Source organism: Undibacterium sp. GW821-FHT07F11, from assembly GCF_059418665.1.
In genome coordinates, this window is record NZ_JBWKQH010000007.1 from 342,620 (window position 1) to 358,286 (window position 15,667).

Annotated in this window: 20 protein-coding genes; 13 read left to right on the forward strand and 7 right to left on the reverse strand. The window is 50.5% G+C overall.

Annotated elements, in window-relative coordinates; genetic code table 11:
* Positions 1-65: 65 nt before the first annotated feature.
* The 9 genes from AC07OI_RS19380 (at position 66) to AC07OI_RS19420 (ending at position 5,988) form a co-directional block, all read left to right on the forward strand.
* Positions 66-1,325 carry a tetratricopeptide repeat protein gene (locus tag AC07OI_RS19380; RefSeq protein ID WP_495258370.1) on the forward strand — a complete coding sequence of 420 codons (1,260 nt, stop codon included), beginning with the start codon at positions 66-68 and terminating at the stop codon, positions 1,323-1,325.
* 33 nt (positions 1,326-1,358) lie between these two features.
* On the forward strand, positions 1,359-1,859 hold the full coding sequence (locus AC07OI_RS19385) for a hypothetical protein (RefSeq protein ID WP_495258371.1): 501 nt from the start codon (positions 1,359-1,361) through the stop codon (positions 1,857-1,859).
* Between the two features lie 385 nt (positions 1,860-2,244).
* Positions 2,245-2,733 (forward strand): hypothetical protein, encoded by a 489-nt coding sequence (locus tag AC07OI_RS19390; protein WP_495258373.1) that lies wholly within the window; start codon positions 2,245-2,247, stop codon positions 2,731-2,733.
* Positions 2,734-2,841: 108 nt separating this feature from the next.
* Positions 2,842-3,210 (forward strand): DUF6678 family protein, encoded by a 369-nt coding sequence (locus AC07OI_RS19395; protein WP_495258374.1) that lies wholly within the window; start codon positions 2,842-2,844, stop codon positions 3,208-3,210.
* Positions 3,211-3,303: 93 nt separating this feature from the next.
* Positions 3,304-3,495: a hypothetical protein gene (locus AC07OI_RS19400; RefSeq protein ID WP_492701281.1), complete on the forward strand. Its 192-nt coding sequence runs from the start codon at positions 3,304-3,306 to the stop codon at positions 3,493-3,495.
* A 347-nt stretch (positions 3,496-3,842) separates the two neighbouring features.
* A complete protein-coding gene (locus AC07OI_RS19405; RefSeq protein WP_495258375.1) occupies positions 3,843-4,253 on the forward strand; it encodes a hypothetical protein in 411 nt (136 codons plus the stop codon).
* Entirely contained in the window at positions 4,250-5,143 is an 894-nt protein-coding gene (locus AC07OI_RS19410) for a hypothetical protein (RefSeq protein ID WP_495258376.1), read from the forward strand. Before AC07OI_RS19405 ends, AC07OI_RS19410 begins: the two co-directional genes overlap by 4 nt.
* Before the next feature lie 26 nt (positions 5,144-5,169).
* Positions 5,170-5,580 (forward strand): hypothetical protein, encoded by a 411-nt coding sequence (locus AC07OI_RS19415; protein WP_495258377.1) that lies wholly within the window; start codon positions 5,170-5,172, stop codon positions 5,578-5,580.
* 72 nt (positions 5,581-5,652) lie between these two features.
* Positions 5,653-5,988: a hypothetical protein gene (locus AC07OI_RS19420; RefSeq protein ID WP_492701289.1), complete on the forward strand. Its 336-nt coding sequence runs from the start codon at positions 5,653-5,655 to the stop codon at positions 5,986-5,988.
* 514 nt (positions 5,989-6,502) lie between these two features.
* Here the strand turns inward: AC07OI_RS19420 and AC07OI_RS19425 are convergent.
* The 3 genes from AC07OI_RS19425 to AC07OI_RS19435 form a co-directional block, all read right to left on the reverse strand.
* Positions 6,503-6,817: a hypothetical protein gene (locus AC07OI_RS19425; protein WP_495258378.1), complete on the reverse strand. Its 315-nt coding sequence runs from the start codon at positions 6,815-6,817 to the stop codon at positions 6,503-6,505.
* Between the two features lie 89 nt (positions 6,818-6,906).
* Positions 6,907-7,461, reverse strand: coding sequence for a 3'-5' exonuclease (locus tag AC07OI_RS19430; RefSeq protein ID WP_495258379.1), 555 nt, complete (start codon positions 7,459-7,461; stop codon positions 6,907-6,909).
* A gap of 350 nt (positions 7,462-7,811) precedes the next feature.
* Entirely contained in the window at positions 7,812-8,714 is a 903-nt protein-coding gene (locus tag AC07OI_RS19435) for a LysR family transcriptional regulator (RefSeq protein WP_495258380.1), read from the reverse strand.
* 162 nt (positions 8,715-8,876) lie between these two features.
* Here AC07OI_RS19435 and AC07OI_RS19440 point away from each other — a divergent pair, with 162 nt between their 5' ends.
* The gene (locus tag AC07OI_RS19440) at positions 8,877-9,908 is read left to right on the forward strand and encodes an MBL fold metallo-hydrolase (RefSeq protein WP_495258381.1); all 1,032 of its coding nucleotides are present in this window, start codon (positions 8,877-8,879) and stop codon (positions 9,906-9,908) included.
* A gap of 85 nt (positions 9,909-9,993) precedes the next feature.
* Here the strand turns inward: AC07OI_RS19440 and AC07OI_RS19445 are convergent, their stop codons facing one another.
* Positions 9,994-11,754 carry an extracellular catalytic domain type 1 short-chain-length polyhydroxyalkanoate depolymerase gene (locus tag AC07OI_RS19445; protein ID WP_495258382.1) on the reverse strand — a complete coding sequence of 587 codons (1,761 nt, stop codon included), beginning with the start codon at positions 11,752-11,754 and terminating at the stop codon, positions 9,994-9,996.
* Positions 11,755-11,824: 70 nt separating this feature from the next.
* On the reverse strand, positions 11,825-11,980 hold the full coding sequence (locus AC07OI_RS19450; protein ID WP_495258383.1) for a hypothetical protein: 156 nt from the start codon (positions 11,978-11,980) through the stop codon (positions 11,825-11,827).
* A gap of 379 nt (positions 11,981-12,359) precedes the next feature.
* Here AC07OI_RS19450 and AC07OI_RS19455 point away from each other — a divergent pair, with 379 nt between their 5' ends.
* Entirely contained in the window at positions 12,360-12,596 is a 237-nt protein-coding gene (locus AC07OI_RS19455; protein ID WP_423009409.1) for a hypothetical protein, read from the forward strand.
* Between the two features lie 88 nt (positions 12,597-12,684).
* Positions 12,685-13,149 (forward strand): hypothetical protein, encoded by a 465-nt coding sequence (locus AC07OI_RS19460; RefSeq protein WP_492701305.1) that lies wholly within the window; start codon positions 12,685-12,687, stop codon positions 13,147-13,149.
* Between the two features lie 171 nt (positions 13,150-13,320).
* On the opposite strand, the gene AC07OI_RS19465 is transcribed toward AC07OI_RS19460, so the two are convergent.
* The gene (locus AC07OI_RS19465) at positions 13,321-13,830 is read right to left on the reverse strand and encodes a Crp/Fnr family transcriptional regulator (RefSeq protein ID WP_495258384.1); all 510 of its coding nucleotides are present in this window, start codon (positions 13,828-13,830) and stop codon (positions 13,321-13,323) included.
* A 180-nt stretch (positions 13,831-14,010) separates the two neighbouring features.
* The gene (locus tag AC07OI_RS19470; RefSeq protein ID WP_495258385.1) at positions 14,011-14,925 is read right to left on the reverse strand and encodes an AraC family transcriptional regulator; all 915 of its coding nucleotides are present in this window, start codon (positions 14,923-14,925) and stop codon (positions 14,011-14,013) included.
* Positions 14,926-15,198: 273 nt separating this feature from the next.
* On the opposite strand from AC07OI_RS19470, the gene AC07OI_RS19475 reads away from it, so the two are divergent.
* The gene (locus AC07OI_RS19475) at positions 15,199-15,657 is read left to right on the forward strand and encodes a (2Fe-2S)-binding protein (protein WP_492701311.1); all 459 of its coding nucleotides are present in this window, start codon (positions 15,199-15,201) and stop codon (positions 15,655-15,657) included.
* The last annotated feature ends 10 nt before the right edge of the window (positions 15,658-15,667 follow it).

The window sequence follows — 15,667 nt, forward strand, 5'->3', positions numbered from 1 at the left end:
ACACCTGTCGCGATCTACTTATTTCATTTACAATAAATCTTCCCCCATCAATGACCGACATGTCCATGCGCAAAATAATCCCCCTCCTTTTGTTATCAACTGCATTCCACACGTCCCTGGCTTATGCAGATTTTGCCGCAGGACTTACTGCAGCAAAAAACAAGGACTTTGCAACAGCACTCAAAGAATGGAAGCCCTTGGCAGAAAAAGGAGATGGCAGCGCACAGTTCCATCTCGGGTATTTGTACTACATGGGTCTGGGTGTGGCTAAAAGCCATGCTCAGGCTTTTGAATGGTTTAGCAAAGCAGCAGATCAGGATATACCTTTGGCCCAGTTCAGGCTTGGTGTCATGTATGAACTTGGTGAAGGTGTCCCGGCAAATCCATCACAAGCGATCATTTGGTACCGCAAGGCTGCAGAGCATGGCTATGCCGATGCGCAATTCAATCTTGGCTACCTGTATTACCTTGGAAGTGGTGTCCCCAGGGACTATGCGCAAGCACTGACTTGGTACCGCAAAGCGGCTGACCAGGGAGCATCAGGTGCCCAGCTCAATCTGGCGCATATGTATGACAAAGGTGAGGGGGTCACCCAGGATCGTGTACAAGCCATGGAGTGGTATCGCAAAGCAGCAGAACAAGGTCAGGCTGTTGCTCAATATAATCTGGCGCTCATGTATGACAATGGCCAGGTGGTACCGCAAGACTATGCACAAGCGCTAGTCTGGTATCGCAAGGCGGCGGAACAGGGAGACCCACGTGCACAACTCAACCTTGGCTACATGTACAACAAAGGGCTTGGAATAAAGCAGGATCATGCACAAGCCCTGGCCTGGTACAGCAAAGCGGCAAACCAGGGCAATGCCAGCGCACAACACAACATTGCCACCATGTATCGTGATGGCGAAGGCATGGCACCGAATATCACGCAAGCCTACAACTGGTATCGCAAAGCTGCAGACCAGGGGCACGCCAAGTCACAATTTTCTTTGGGATATATGTATGCACATGGCATAGGCGTACCCAAAACATTCTCTTTGGCCTTGAGCTGGTATCGTAAATCGGCTGAACAGGGCAATGGCAGTGCCCAGACAGAATTGGCAACGATGTACGAAAAAGGTCAGGGTGTACCAAAAAACAAAGTGATTGCCTGCGCGCTTTACACGCTGGCAGCCAGCTCGGATACTTACAGTGCGAAAAAAAATCGAGACAACATCCTGGCGACGATGTCTGCACAATCAGCCGATGCAGCGCAAAAATTGTCAATGCAGATGGCTGGGCCTGGCAACTTGCTCAAGGCAATTGATCAAAACACGGCGCAGTGAGTTGGGTTAAATAAGCGGATCAAAGTGACTCACATGCAAAACATCCGCCCCATCACCCGCGCCGATATCAGCAACGGCGCTATCATCATTACCATCGGCATTCCGTATGCCAGCTTCGTTGACAAATTTGGTGAAAAGCATTCAGCACATCCCAGTGACTGGGATAGCCCCGGCCCGGTAGAGCTTTGGTTTTTTGAGCTACCTTGGGGACATAGAATCACGCTGGAATATCATCTCAGCATAGACCAGTGCAATATCTATCTGGACTTGCTGGAAATTGATGCGGTGCTGGATTATCTGCAGTTGCATGCATATGAAGTTCACTTATGGACAGCCAACATCACCTATATCAAGAAGTCTCATCCGGAAACGCAAGCAGCACTGCAAGCCCATGATTTATATCGTCTGGATGACAATGGCAACCGCATCTTGATGCATACTTACGAAAGCTTCAGGGTCGCTGACTATTACAGAAAACTGTATGAAGAGCGCGGACACAAGCAGTTGTACAGTGTGGAACGGGCGGTGAATTGATGTCATTCAATTTACCTTTTGGCAGGCTTGCAAACATCAAATGTATATGAGTGGAAAAAAATGCCTGATATCATTCATGATATCAATACGACTCTCGTGTAATTGGCTGAAGATGAGTGAGCTGAAATCAAGAAAATGATTGGTAAAGAATTTTCTATTTATGAAATCGATGAGTATGGCTCTGTTTGGGTAGGGCAATGGTGGGATGGGGCAGAAAAAGGGGCAATGTATGCCATTCTCTTGGCCTGCTCCTCAATAAATTTGAGCTCGTCGTCAAAAGAAATGCACTAACATAGCACGCAAGTCGAACTGACCAAATATGGTACAGTTCATTTTATTTCTCTGGGCGGCCAGCCGCTCAGTTCAACGTTAATCTATCACTTCCATGCTGTCATTACCTTCTGAAGAACTCCTGCAAAAAGCCATCGCCGTGCTTGGGCGTGACGGCATTTCTAAAGATGAAATAAAAGTTGAAATTGCTGCACTTGCTCAAGAACAAATGTTAGCAAGGCGCTTGATAGATTGGCTTCCTGAAGTCTTTGGCATTGTTCTAATTTCCCACACTGTGGATATTCAATTGCCGGATACTTTTAGTGCACAGGACAAACATGGCAATTGGTTTCGGTTGGAGTTTAGGCATGAGCCTATCATTCAAATGGCAGGTAAAGTAGCAACTGAAATGTATCATGTCGGGCCGCGTAATACCTTCAGCAACATTGCGTTTCGCAGTGCTTTGCTTGGTGCTGTAAATAGTGCTTTCAACGAATCAGGATCCTTCAATGGAGGATACTTATCCGGGCCTGCACTGATAGGTATTCCTGCTGAGGTTTATCTACCACCGGCAAAGCCATTTTTACAGAGGTTCTTCAAGTGAACCTTATTAAGGCTCACTGGATGGTCGATCTGGCTGGCAGCGATACTGCTCCATATTTTATAAACTTGTGGGCGGTCAGGCTTGCCGATCAACTTAGCGTTATACGACATGAGTTCTGTACACGAAAAAGTGCTGCGCCAGATTTCTAGCCGGAATCTGGCAAGTCACATGAACAACACCAAATGGAGCTTATTGCTTCCGGCTCTCAAAGATATTGCATTAAGAATTGATGTAAAGTGGCTATTGCAAGAGGAGCCAAATGGATGGACCACGCGATATTTAATTCCCAGTCCAACATATTTTGAACCGCTACCTCCAGGCCCAGTTACATTTCGTGAACTAGAGTGGCTGCTAATCGACCCGATCGAAATAGAACTGGCCAAGTCCCATTTGGCAGAGCCAAAAATCCCCTTCTCCTTGGAGGGCAGACTTCTAAAGGTATGGGGGTATTCAAGCCATGCCGTCAATTTCGTTTAACATGGCAGTCGGGGTCGCTACAGCCTGCGCTTGACATCCAGCAAGCGGGCCGCCACCAATCTAAAACATTAAACATCATGAAAAGGGTTTTCAATGCCGCAGTTTGAGACATGGCCGCACAAAGTTGAAGTGGATCTTCGAATTTTCCGAAGGGATGGGGATGAAGAACAAGATTATCGAATGATCTACAGCTATTCGATGGATGCATTGACTCCCGCCTCTCTGGAAGATGTTTTGAAACTTCAGCAGGCTGGCGTGATAGAGATTTATGAATTACCTGAGTGAGTATTAAAACTATGCTGTTTAACAGGTCAGTCGTCTCGGAACAATTGCCTGATGATGACTAACACGCCACACCCGTCACGGCATAGACTACACCCCGTCACTGGGCGTCACTCTGGCGCGTTGCGGCTGGATGAATTTTCGCAAGCTGTGATTGCGGCCTTGAGTAAAGAGATCATATGAAAACTTAGGAGATTTACGATCAGGTGTCGCGGACACGGCAAGCAAAGATAACTTCGCACAAGACTTAGGAAGGCCTTTTCATCTCGCCGCAAAAACACCTGTCTTCACTCTAGATACTGCATAATTACAAGCACGGAAAAACTGAGGTAATGATCTTATTCCCTATAATGAAAAACTCCTACAACGACGCAGCGTTTTTCTTGTTGCTTCATATCGCGGCTATACTCATCCTTATGGGTGGTCAGCTCATGGGGGTGACCTGGCCCATCGCTCCAGGAACAGGCGTTGGACGCATGTTGACGCACCCGGGGCTGGTAGCAGTACATCTGATTTTTTCCAGCAGCCTGCTATTTTTATTCTGGCTCAAGAATGAAAAGACATATAAGCTCATGCTGGGCATTACCGTGGCAGCCTGTATTTATGGTTTATTTACTGCTTTTTACTTTGCCATAGGTCCGGATTTTCTATTAATCTTTGGTGCAAGCAGGATCGCCCGCTACAGCGCACCTTTAGCTTTTCCAAACGGTCTGGGCATTTTTGCCAAACCCATTCATCGTGCTGATGAAGATAGAAAATGAATTCGGCGTTCACCAGCGACAACCCGAATACCCAGATGCAGACACACACATATTACCGTCACGGCTATCACGTTATCGTATGGACAGATATCTTCGATCCCTCGCTGGCAACACTGATCCAGAGTTGCCCTGAACTGGTTATGGGGCAGCATATAGCAATTGCTGCTTGTGATGGCGGCCCTTACATGCCTGATCAGCCAGAAATAGCAAAAGGCTGGGTGTTGCACAATAAGCTGGCCGTCAGTCCGCGCGTGCAAGACATAGCCGATTTGCCGACGCCTGGATTTGATGAATGGTATGTGTATGAGGGTGAGGTACCTCGTGCGCAGCATGTGATATCTGTGAGTCACTTTGAGTTTTCGATACTTGATGAGCAAAGTGAGCAAGCGCAGGTTTTCTGGTCACAAGTCGAGAATTTCCAGCCTTTGCATGTATTGGGGGCTGGTGTCGGTTCCATGTTTGTGCTGAGCCGTGATGAGCAGGCCCACAAGCAATTGCAAAAGATATTCATCATGCACACTGACATACCAGATCCCGCGGCGTTTTTTCTCACGCTTGGCGGGCTGCATGATGCCCGGTTTCATGCAAGCGCAAATCCGTCTGACAGGACACTGACGTTAGAGCTAGATGACATCAATATCAACTTGCTAGGTCTGCCTGAATATCCTGGAAAACAGCAGGCCATCTTCATTTTCTCAAATGTGGCAGGTATAGATATGGATTATGATGTTGACGATGCCCGCAATTACCGTATCTACGACCTGGAAATAAAAACAGAATGGGATGCACGCAGAAGCACAATGAACATTTCCATATCCCCGGGTGGCAGGCTGTCTTTTCTATTTTCAACTGTAAAGCGCGTCGAATATTTCAGCAAGTCTCAGCTTTGAACATCGGCCATACACAAAGCATCTACATGAAAAACGTCCACAGCAAGGCACTTATATTTTTGTCAATCCACACGGTCGCAACCCTGGTATTGAGCCTGGGGCAGATGATGGATGTGCATTGGTTCAACCTGAATGAACGCCAACTCAATAAACTTCATTTACATCCAGCGCTCGCAACAGCATCCATCGCAGTGTCACTGATACTGCTGTTCATGCTATGGCTGAAAAATGAGCGAACCTACCGCTTCGCGTACGTTCTGGCACTAGCTGGCTGTATTTATGGAGCCTTGCTGGTAATAACGAACGGCATACTATTTGGCTTCATGCTTGCTTACGGTGCGGTTTGCATTATTCACCTGTATGCGCCTTACGGTTGGCCTGGCGTGAACAAGATGTTTGCCCATCCTGGCCGTCGTACTGATGGAGATGAAAAATAAGCGTGCCTCACATCGGAATGAAAGAGGCAGATACCTTCACATTGCTGTTATTGAACACAGACAAAAAACTACATGGCCGAGATATTCCACTTTATTAATGCGACTCCCGTAAAACTGGTTTCCAGCAGTATTGCTTATGAACCGAGGCCTGTCATCCATATTGATATCTGCGAAGGTGAGCAGGTCGTAGCTGCTGCCCGTATCATGTATCCTTACCATGGTAGCATGCTCAACAGCAGCACCAGTAAAGCAGAAGAAGAGCTTGAGCTGGCGGTGCTGACGCTGTTCAGCAAAGGTTTGCTGCCATTAACACTGGGGCGCGTGATGGAACTCAGGCAACTGATGCAATCGATAGGGCATCACGAGATCGCACCCATGTACCAGCACCCTGCAGACGTGGATGGCTGAATGGTGCTCCGCCTTTTTACTCCACACCATTCTCAAAATCAGTCACCACCTGATTAAAAAAAACACGCATGCAAGCAGTGGAACAAAAGTAGGAATCATTGATGCTATCAAATAGCGTGAGCCCTCTACCAGATTTCGTTGCATGATGGCTTAGGAGATGGACAGAGATTTTCACATTTGCAGGTCCAGACGAATCCGTGTCACCAATTTTTTCTGACGCGCTTATTGAAAGACAAACGAAGTTTCCGTTAGTCGGATTGCCGCAAGTGCCACACTTGCCATGTGCAGGGAAGAATCCACCGGCCCTGTGTGTTTTTAATGGATATTTCATACTTTTATAAAGTTCCATGTTCAGCGAGTACAGAGGTATACCGCTCCGCTCTGAATACTCAAATGCACTGCAAGTTTTATGCAAGACGCGATGGTTTTTATGCAAATGGTTTCGATAAAAGGTACATGATTATTTGTCATCTTGCGAACGGTACGCTGCAACGCAGCCCTGCATACTATCAATTTACCGCACACCATTCTCAAAATCAGTCACCACCTGATTTAAAAAAGCACGCAGGCAAGTAGTGGAACAAAAGAAGGCATCATTGGTGTCATCAAATAGCGTGAATCCCTCATCAACACCGATCTCGCCATGAGGTGCCAGGCTTACAGAGGTAGTCACCTCTGCAAATACAGGCGAAGCCATGTCGTTCATTTTTTCTGAAATGTTTATTGAGAGACAAACAAAGTCTTCATTGGTCGGATTACCACAAGTGCCACAGTTGCCATGTTCAGGGAAGAATTTTCCGGTCTTGTCAGCTTTTAATGGATATTTCATGCTTTTCTCATGTTCCATGTGTCAAAAAAAAGTGGTGCGCACTGCGCGCACTGCCAGAGTGATGAAGCATTTTTTGATACTACGTTATTTTAACGAACCCCAGCATCAAACAAGAACGGCAACAGCCTTGCAATATTGCGCGCATCGTCTATGCCACGATGTGCCGTGCCAGAAAATTCCAGCCCCGCATGACGTATGGCCTGCCCCAAGCCCAGCTTTTTACTGAGATTAAAACGCTCAGACATCAAGGGTTTTAGATTGATGTGCAGTGCACTGATGGGGTTGGGGATGCGGTGAAATGCGCAGTCTTGCTGCAATTGCTTGCGGTCGTAATCGCCCCAGGAACAGAACACGAAGCCCTGGTATTGATAAAGCCAGTTTTTAAATCGTGCAGCTACGTCCTTGAACAAGGGGGCGCTATCGACGTCTTGCTGTTGTATGGATGTCAGGCCTGTGCAAAAGCTGGTCAGCACCGGATGTCTGACTGGCCGTACAAAACTCTGGAATTCGCTGACGACTTGAAAGTGACGTGCTTCGACCATGACGACGCCGAATTCTATGATTTCCATTTGTTCACGCGGCACACTGCCCTGGCCGCAGCAGGTGGCTTCAAAGTCGATGACGAGGTAATAGTTTGTTTTCATGATTTTTTTTATTGTTGGGCGCAAGGTGTCGATGGCCGAGGCCGTGGGCCATGCGTGTTTTTTATTATTGACTGAAAGAGGTTTCAGTTTTTTATATCGTAAGTTTTTATGATGCGGTACAGAGCTAATCTGTAAGGTCTGAGTAATGGCATCGCGCTGGACATTCCATGTTGTGCCTGGTGTTTTTGTGCTTCTTGTTCTGACCTGGCAAACTTTCCCGGAAGCGGGTGTTGATCACATAAAGTGCATGTGCGGTATTGCTACGATGGGCGGATTGTAGCAAGACTTGTTTGATGAATGAAAGCCTATTTGCGATTGATGTTGTGTGTTTGCTGCATCTGGCCCCGCTCTCAAGCCACCCGCAAGAACGCAATCAGCGACTGCAACGCTGCCGTCATGTGTCGCCTGCTGGAATAATACAAATGAAAACCTGCGCGTGTCGTCGCAAAATCTGGCAGCACTTCTTGCAAGCGCCCGCTTTGCAGATAGGGGCGTACATGGTCTTCTGCCAGGGATGCTATGCCTGCGCCGCTTAAGGCAGCAGCCAGGGCCAGGCTGGCGTCGTTGACAATGAGGTGACCATTGACGGCAATGTCTAGCGCCTGCCCTTTGTCCGTGAAAGCCCAGGGTATATACACTTCAGTCGTTGGGCGTTTGATGCGTATGCATTCATGCTTTTGTAAATCACGCGGGGTATGCGGCATGCCGTGCCTGGCGACATAGCTTTTTGAAGCCACGCAGACAAAGCGGCGCTCCGGGCCTATCTTGATGGCGATCATGTCTTGCGCCAGCAACTCGCCCTGGCGTATGCCTGCATCGAAACGGCCCTTGGCCAGATCGACAGTTTTATCTTCTACCGAGATGTCCAGCACGATGTGTGGATATGCTGTGCGAAATTCTGCCAGCCTGGGTGCCAGCAATAATTCTGTCGCTACCCTTGGTGCGGTCAGGCGCACCGTGCCGGATGGCGTATCGCGGAAATCGTTGATGGCTTCTGCCGCCTTGTCCAGCCCCTCGAGCACTGGCCGCAAATGATCCAGCAATTGCTGCCCGGCTTGTGTGAGCGAGACGCTGCGTGTCGTGCGATGCAGGAGGCGCACATCCAGGCGGGTTTCCAGTTGCCGCATGGACTGGCTCAGTGCCGATGGTGTGACTTCAAGGAAGGCGGCAGCTTTGACAAAGCTTTGCCTCTCAGCGATGGCCACAAAGGCCTTGAATTCTGCAAATTCACTGGCGCGCATGCTTACCCACATTCGTATCCATATTAGTTAGTCAAACTACATAGTTTAGTTAATATTTAGTGCATTATTTAATCATAATTCCTACTTATACTAAAGCCCTGATACAAACATAACAAGCGCAACGTGGCGAACAAAAACCTCACCAACGCTTTCAACCAACGACAAGGGTTTATCATGAAAAACAATTTACAACCGCAGGTCAATCTCATCACCAAAGCAGTCGGCACATTGGCAGCTTCGCTGGCTTTGGCAATTGCCATGACTTCAGGTGTTCAGGCACAGTCATCTGCACAAACCAAAACCCCGGTACCGATGGCAAAGTTCCAGGCACCCGGCTTTTACCGCATGATGCTGGGCAGTTTTGAAATTACTGTACTGTCAGATGGCACGGCCACTCGTCATGTTGACGAGATCATGAGCAAGCCGGAAGCAGTCAAGGCGGCCTATGCCCATCATCATGAAGAACTACCGGCTGAACTGTCGATCAATACCTACCTGATCAACACTGGCAGCAAGCTCCTGCTGGTTGATACCGGTGCTGGCGAACTTTTTGGTGATGCCAATGACGGCAGTGGCAGCAGTAACAGGTTGGTCAGCAGCCTGCGCGCTGCTGGTTACCAGCCTGAGCAAATCGATGCAGTCTTGCTGACGCATATACACGGCGACCACTCAGGCGGCTTGAGCATAGGTGGCAAGCGCGTGTTCCCCAATGCGGATGTGTATGTCGATAAAAACGATGCCAGCTACTGGTTGAGCCTTGCCAACGCCAATGCAGCACCGGCGGCAAAACAACTGACATTTACCCAGTCGCGTGTCACGGTCAATCCGTATGCGGATGCCGGGCGGCTGAAAACTTTCAGCGGTGCGCAAGAGTTGTTCGCCGGTGTCAGCAGCATCCCTTCTTATGGTCATACGCCTGGGCATACGGCTTACCTGATCAGCAGCCAGGGCAAGAACTTGCTGTTGTGGGGCGATGTAATACATGCTGGTGCGGCCCAGTTCAAAGACCCGACGATTACCATCGCCTATGATTTTGACGCTACCGCTGCTGTCAAATCGCGTCAGTATTTATTACAGCAGGCAGCAAGCAAAGGCTATCTGGTTGGCAGTGCGCATATTTCATTTCCTGGCCTGGGGCATATCGGCAGTTCACCAGCAGGATATGAATGGCTGACTGCGCCTTATCAGATTCAGGGCACGTATTAAATCACCGGAGCTGATGACAAAGGAACAGCCATGCGTGTCCGGCATGTCTGTTCCTGCTTACTCTTGCCTGCTTCAGTGAACAAGTTTAAGGGCAATTACCTATGATGTAATAGCCTGCCGCTGTCTGTGCCAGGGTCTTGGTATAGAACAGGTTGTCCAGCCCCATGTTCTGATTGGAACCATTGGCCAGTGCATAACCGCCGCTGTCATGCGCCCGCCCGGCCTGCACATGGGCATAGTTGCTGGCGGTGACCGCAGTGCACGTCCAGCTGGACGCGGTGGTGACGCTGAGGGAGGCTGACAATGCGCTCTCACCACTGCTGCCCACAGCCGAAACAGCAAAGCTATAGCTGGTGCTAGCAGTGAGACCGGTGACAGTGTAACTGGTGGCACTGAGCGGGGATGCGGTGATCTTTGTGCCATTGCTATACAGGTTATACCCGCTTGCGCCGCTGACTGCATTCCAGCTCAGCGCTACACTGGTGGCGGTGGGTGTGCCTGCACTCAAGCCAGTTGGTGCCTGTATCACCGGTGCTGTACCCACGAGGAATTGCGGGATACTGCAACTGGCGGATACCTGGCCAAGATTGTCGGTGGCATTGACTGTGCCCACGTAATAGCCACTCGATAGGTTATAGCTTTTGCTAAAGCTGCCGCCACTACCTGCTGCTGCATCGTTGACATTGCTGGGGCCGCTGAGGTTGACCGCATAGCTGGCTATGCTGCCGCTGGCTGAAGCTGTAGCAGCACCATTGATGGTGGCGCTGGTAGCCGTGATACCTGAGCTGGAACAGGCACTCATCACAGGTGCAGGCACGGTGGATGCGCGCAGGTTATTCTTGAACCAGAAATCCATCAAAAACGCCGGGTAGTTGATCTTGGTGCTGTCAACATAATGGCTGTTCTGGCCGCCGCTGCCAGCGGGCCAGGCATGGCTCATGCCACTGATGGTGATCTCATGCGTGCGCACTTTGCCATTGTCATCGGTATACGGGATATTGGTGCCACCGCCAGGTATGCTCACGCTGCCGCCCTGGGTGAAACTGCCGCCCTGGGTGAAACTGCCGCCATAGGCCAGGCGCATGGCTGCCACGTCCATGGGGCCATAGGCGGGTGCCACCGTATAGTCGCTGGTGCCCCAGGCGGCACCTGCAATCTGGGTGGCAAATTTTGCTGCATTGCTGCCTGCCATGGCCTGGCATTTACTGGCTGCCGTGGCAGCGGTAAAGCCTGAGGGTACGTAACCTATCTGCAAGGTGGTCGTGCCTGGTGGCGGCCCGGCATTGATACCAACACCGGCAAACACATCGGGTGCCAGGCATGCCAGCACCATGGCTTCGCCACCACCGGATGACAAGCCGGTGACGTACACCTGGTTGGGATCAATGGCGTATTGCGGATTGCTGACAAAGCGGTTGACCAGATCCAGCAAAACCGCATCATGCCCCGGCGCGCTGCGGGTGTGGGTGGTATTGGCATAGTCCCAGCAATGATTGCTATAGACATTGCCGGTGGCATTCGGTGCCAGGATGACGGCACCATATTGCTCGGCCATCGCCTTCCAGTTAAAACCCTTGTCGCTGGTTTTATCGATCACATCACCAGATGCAGTCTGGGTGCAACCGTGCAGCACCAGCACCAATGCGCGCTTACCGGCCAGCACGGGTTGTGCTGCAGGCCAGTAAAAATAACCTGTCAGGCTGCCACCATTGACGGTATCAGCAGCCCAGGTTTGCTGGGTACTCCAGTTGCCTGGCCCGGCAGTCACTGCATGGGCCGTCAGGCTGGCCAGCAATGTGCAGGCAATCAGCATGATGACTCGCAGCGCAATCTTGATATTGTTCATTCATGTCTCCGTTATTTTCTTTATGTGATTTGAAGCAGCTTGTGAGCTATGGCTTTGAAGACAAATCGCTTTACACTTGTGCGACGATCATGCCTGTTTCAAAGTGATAGTCCACCGGTCGGGCAGCCAGGATGAGGATGAGCAAGCGCATCTCATTCCTGATAAGGAAAAACGCATGCGTGCCGACATCGCCTGCCTGGTGAGGCTGGCGAGGTGCAACTTTCACTGTTATACCATCTGTTCATTCCTGGTTTTTTTGGTGACGCGCACGCGTACACCGGCTCAAAAAATGAGTCGCAAAAAATGAAACACTTGAAGTTTTGTCTCCTGATTTTTTTTGGTATTACATCCAGGCAAGCGGGGAGAAAACCAGATGCAGACCTGTACAGGTTGAAATCATGGTAAATCATTTATCTGCGAATACAAGACACATCGCCTGTGCAAATCTGCACATTTGGCTGGCAAAAACACGCATGCTTTTTTAATGCAAGCCTTGATGAGCAGATTCAGATTTCACCAGCCACAAACACTGCATTTGAGACTGCCCGCCTTTGCTAAGTTACAATGCCTTGCACACCGCATAGATTATTTTCCTGAGGACCCGCATGAACACCGTATTCGCCGCCCCCGTCTTTGACACCACCGTGATTTTTGAAGGCAAGGAACTCTTCAAAGGCAAGAGCGCCGCCGAGAACTGGGCAAAAAAACTGGGCGCAGAACTAGAATGCGTCACCACCGTAGAAAAGATAGGTACAGGCTGGGCTATCTTTGGCAATGTCGATGGTGAGGATTGTATCTGGGCGATTATGGGGCAGAGGTTGAAGAGGATTAATCGGGAGTGATGGGTTGAGAAACAATCTTTTTTTGAGTGCGTTATAGCGCATCTTACAAACTGGTTTTTAAAATAAACTCCCTCAAAAAAATGCCACCATGACGACAGAATTGCAGACAACAGTACAAAAACTGGAAGGATATCTGCTGGCCATTTCAGCATTAAAGGCAGATGGCGACAGTTTCCAATGTTATTACCTTGGTCAAGTTCCACTGGAAGATGCATTATCGCCTTTAAGTGGCTTGCTCAGGGTCGAAGAAAATACGCTGAGGCTTTTTCCTGCAGATGAACTAACTTTATCTGGTCTGCCATCTTCGTTTCGTCAATGGTTGGTTACCCGCAGACGATTGTGTGAGCCTGGTGATACTCAGGAAATCGACATCCGATTATTTGATGGATTTGTTGAAGCAATGAATGAAGAGCTTGGACGGCCAGAGCAATGGATACGCGCAGGGGCGGGGCCTGCTTACCAACCAGGGCGGCACTTTTGTGCAATCTGGGACGTCTATGTATTTTCGGCCAAGGGACATGCTTATGCAGTGCATTGTTCCTGGGATTCGTAGTTTTTGCAGTTTGTGTGCGATTGCGCGATGATCATCGCATACAGGGGAGAAATATCTGTGCCGCGCGCGTCGCGCACATGCGGCGCGTTACAATGCACCTCACGTTACGGCTAAGACTGCCCTGCTTCTACCGTCGCTATCTTTTGAATTTGAACTGACACTTCACCCCACTCACAAAAACTCCACCAGTTGCCCACTCACGCTGCGCAGGCGCTGGCTCATGAGTTTGGCCAGCCGGGCCAGGATTTGTACTGCCAGCGCTGGCTTTTCCTTGATGATGCGCTGGTAATTGTCCTTAGTCAGCAAGAGCAGGATGCTGGCTTGCGACGCGATGCAGGTGGCTGAACGTTTTTCGCCATCGATGATGGACATCTCACCTATGGTCTTGCCGTGGCCTACCGATACGATACGGTGCGGCGTGCCGTCAAGATCAGTCTTGAGTATCCCGACTTCGCCCTTGACCAGCAAACCCATGTAGGAACCGGATTCACCTTCCCTGAAAATGGTCGTGCCTGCCGGGACTTCATAGCATTGCAGATACGCCGCCAGGGCCTCGATGTCTTTCCACTCAAGGTCGGCAAACAGTTGTGATTCTGAGACCATGTCGCAGATATCGCGCGACTGGAAGGTCGTGCCAGCGCCAACGAGGCGAAAACCTGGCAAAGCTTGATCTGGATTCATTTTCTCACCCTCCAACATTTTACGCGTGGTAGTGGCTGATAGTTTATCGCAATCAGGGCATCTGTGACAGCAACTGTGATAGTAACAATCACAGGCATTTGCGCTGCAAGCGATATAAAATTTCCAATTATCAGTATGTCATATCCAGACTCGTGCACGGTGTTCTACTGTAAGACACCCTCACATTGCCATTCGCATACGCCTGATATCGCGCAATGGCGGTTCTCCAAACAGCCTTGTGTACTCCCGGCTGAACTGGGATGCGCTTTCATAGCCTACTCTTAACGCGGCACTGCTGGCGTCTATGTCTTCAACGAGCATGATCTGGCGGGCGTTTTGCAGGCGCAGGTGTTTCAGGTATTGCAAGGGGCTCATGCCTGCCACGGTGCGGAAGTGCAGCCTGAAGGTGGAAGCGCTCATGTGGGCTTTGCTGGCCAGCTCATCAATGGCAACGTCCTCGGTGTAATTCTGCTTGAGCCAGGCAATGACGCGGGCAATTTGCTGGCCTGGTGAGCCAGCGGTAACCAGGTGGCGCAAGACCGGGCCGTGCTCGCCATTGAGCAGGCGGACGATGATCTCTTGCTGTATCAGCGGCGCCAGCATGGGCACGAGTTGCGGTTCATCCAGCAGGCGCACCAGGCGGGTGATGGCGTCCAGCAAGCCCTCCTCCATCGTCACGACGGACATCGCCAGCGAGCTTGTCGCCTTTAGCGGCGTTGCGAATGTCATGCCGGCGGCGCACTGGGTGATGGCCAGGGCATCCAGCATCAGGTACATGCCCAGAAATGGCTGTGCGCTGCTGGCAGAGGTCACATAAGACACCACCGGCAAATCGACCGAGGTGACCAGGGATTGCCCTGGCACATAGTCAAATACCTCTTCCCCCAGATTCACGCGCTTGCTGCCTTGCACGGTCAAACCCAGGCCCAGGCCATAGAAGCAGGGCATGGGGTCGGTGACCTTGCTACGCCTGACCATGATCAGCCCTGGAACCTGGGTGATGCAGTCGCCGTCTGCCTGAATGATGTTGCCGACCATTTCAGCCAAGGAGGGGCTGGATGGTTGATAAGCGGCTGTCTGGTGTGAGGTCTGCATGATACGACGCTAGGTTTTTTGAACTGTCGTAGCCTACCATTTTCAGGGTGGAAATTTCAATTTCTGCCGGGCATTCATCGAAATAGGCAAGAAATACGTCGGATCAGGCAAACGCTTTATTGCCTGAAGAGCAGACAATAGCCGTCAATTAAGGTTTTGCAGCGGCTACCTGTACTTGGGCATGGCCGCCACCATTAACCTGGCACCAATTGGCATCAACCCGGCGTCAATCCGGCATCAACAACACTTTGTCACCCCATTTTGGAGGTTTTCATGATCAACTCAACTATTAATGGCAAGAATACCAGCGTCGATGTCGCCCCCGACACGCCCGTGCTATGGGCCCTGCGCGATACGCTGGGCCTGACCGGCACCAAGTTTGGCTGTGGTGCTGCTTTGTGCGGTGCCTGCACCGTGCATTTGAACGGCCAGGCCATACGCTCTTGCGTGACACCTATCTCTGCCGTTGCAGGCCAAAAAATCACTACCATAGAAGCAATGAGCCAGGACAAGGTCGGCAAAGCAGTGCAAGCAGCCTGGATCAAGCATGACGTCGCCCAATGCGGTTACTGCCAGAGTGGCCAGATCATGAGTGCCACTGCCCTGCTCAAAACCAACAAGAAGCCCAGCGATGCCGACATCGACAGTGCCATGGCAGGCAATATCTGCCGCTGTGGTACCTATGTGCGCATCCGCGCTGCCATCCACGACGCCGCATCCACCCTGGCCTGATTAGGAGCAC

What these genes read in the sequence shown, in the direction of transcription:
- AC07OI_RS19420 (WP_492701289.1), top strand. Translation starts at nt 5,653, where the DNA reads ATGGCCGAGATATTCCACTTTATTAATGCGACTCCCGTAAAACTGGTT.
- AC07OI_RS19435 (WP_495258380.1), bottom strand. Translation starts at nt 8,714, where the DNA reads ATGTGGGTAAGCATGCGCGCCAGTGAATTTGCAGAATTCAAGGCCTTT.
- AC07OI_RS19445 (WP_495258382.1), bottom strand. Translation starts at nt 11,754, where the DNA reads ATGAACAATATCAAGATTGCGCTGCGAGTCATCATGCTGATTGCCTGC.
- AC07OI_RS19460 (WP_492701305.1), top strand. Translation starts at nt 12,685, where the DNA reads ATGACGACAGAATTGCAGACAACAGTACAAAAACTGGAAGGATATCTG.
- AC07OI_RS19390 (WP_495258373.1), top strand. Translation starts at nt 2,245, where the DNA reads ATGCTGTCATTACCTTCTGAAGAACTCCTGCAAAAAGCCATCGCCGTG.
- AC07OI_RS19475 (WP_492701311.1), top strand. Translation starts at nt 15,199, where the DNA reads ATGATCAACTCAACTATTAATGGCAAGAATACCAGCGTCGATGTCGCC.
- AC07OI_RS19465 (WP_495258384.1), bottom strand. Translation starts at nt 13,830, where the DNA reads ATGAATCCAGATCAAGCTTTGCCAGGTTTTCGCCTCGTTGGCGCTGGC.
- AC07OI_RS19395 (WP_495258374.1), top strand. Translation starts at nt 2,842, where the DNA reads ATGAGTTCTGTACACGAAAAAGTGCTGCGCCAGATTTCTAGCCGGAAT.
- AC07OI_RS19415 (WP_495258377.1), top strand. Translation starts at nt 5,170, where the DNA reads ATGAAAAACGTCCACAGCAAGGCACTTATATTTTTGTCAATCCACACG.
- AC07OI_RS19400 (WP_492701281.1), top strand. Translation starts at nt 3,304, where the DNA reads ATGCCGCAGTTTGAGACATGGCCGCACAAAGTTGAAGTGGATCTTCGA.
- AC07OI_RS19410 (WP_495258376.1), top strand. Translation starts at nt 4,250, where the DNA reads ATGAATTCGGCGTTCACCAGCGACAACCCGAATACCCAGATGCAGACA.
- AC07OI_RS19380 (WP_495258370.1), top strand. Translation starts at nt 66, where the DNA reads ATGCGCAAAATAATCCCCCTCCTTTTGTTATCAACTGCATTCCACACG.
- AC07OI_RS19470 (WP_495258385.1), bottom strand. Translation starts at nt 14,925, where the DNA reads ATGCAGACCTCACACCAGACAGCCGCTTATCAACCATCCAGCCCCTCC.
- AC07OI_RS19385 (WP_495258371.1), top strand. Translation starts at nt 1,359, where the DNA reads ATGCAAAACATCCGCCCCATCACCCGCGCCGATATCAGCAACGGCGCT.
- AC07OI_RS19440 (WP_495258381.1), top strand. Translation starts at nt 8,877, where the DNA reads ATGAAAAACAATTTACAACCGCAGGTCAATCTCATCACCAAAGCAGTC.
- AC07OI_RS19425 (WP_495258378.1), bottom strand. Translation starts at nt 6,817, where the DNA reads ATGAAATATCCATTAAAAGCTGACAAGACCGGAAAATTCTTCCCTGAA.
- AC07OI_RS19405 (WP_495258375.1), top strand. Translation starts at nt 3,843, where the DNA reads ATGAAAAACTCCTACAACGACGCAGCGTTTTTCTTGTTGCTTCATATC.
- AC07OI_RS19430 (WP_495258379.1), bottom strand. Translation starts at nt 7,461, where the DNA reads ATGAAAACAAACTATTACCTCGTCATCGACTTTGAAGCCACCTGCTGC.
- AC07OI_RS19455 (WP_423009409.1), top strand. Translation starts at nt 12,360, where the DNA reads ATGAACACCGTATTCGCCGCCCCCGTCTTTGACACCACCGTGATTTTT.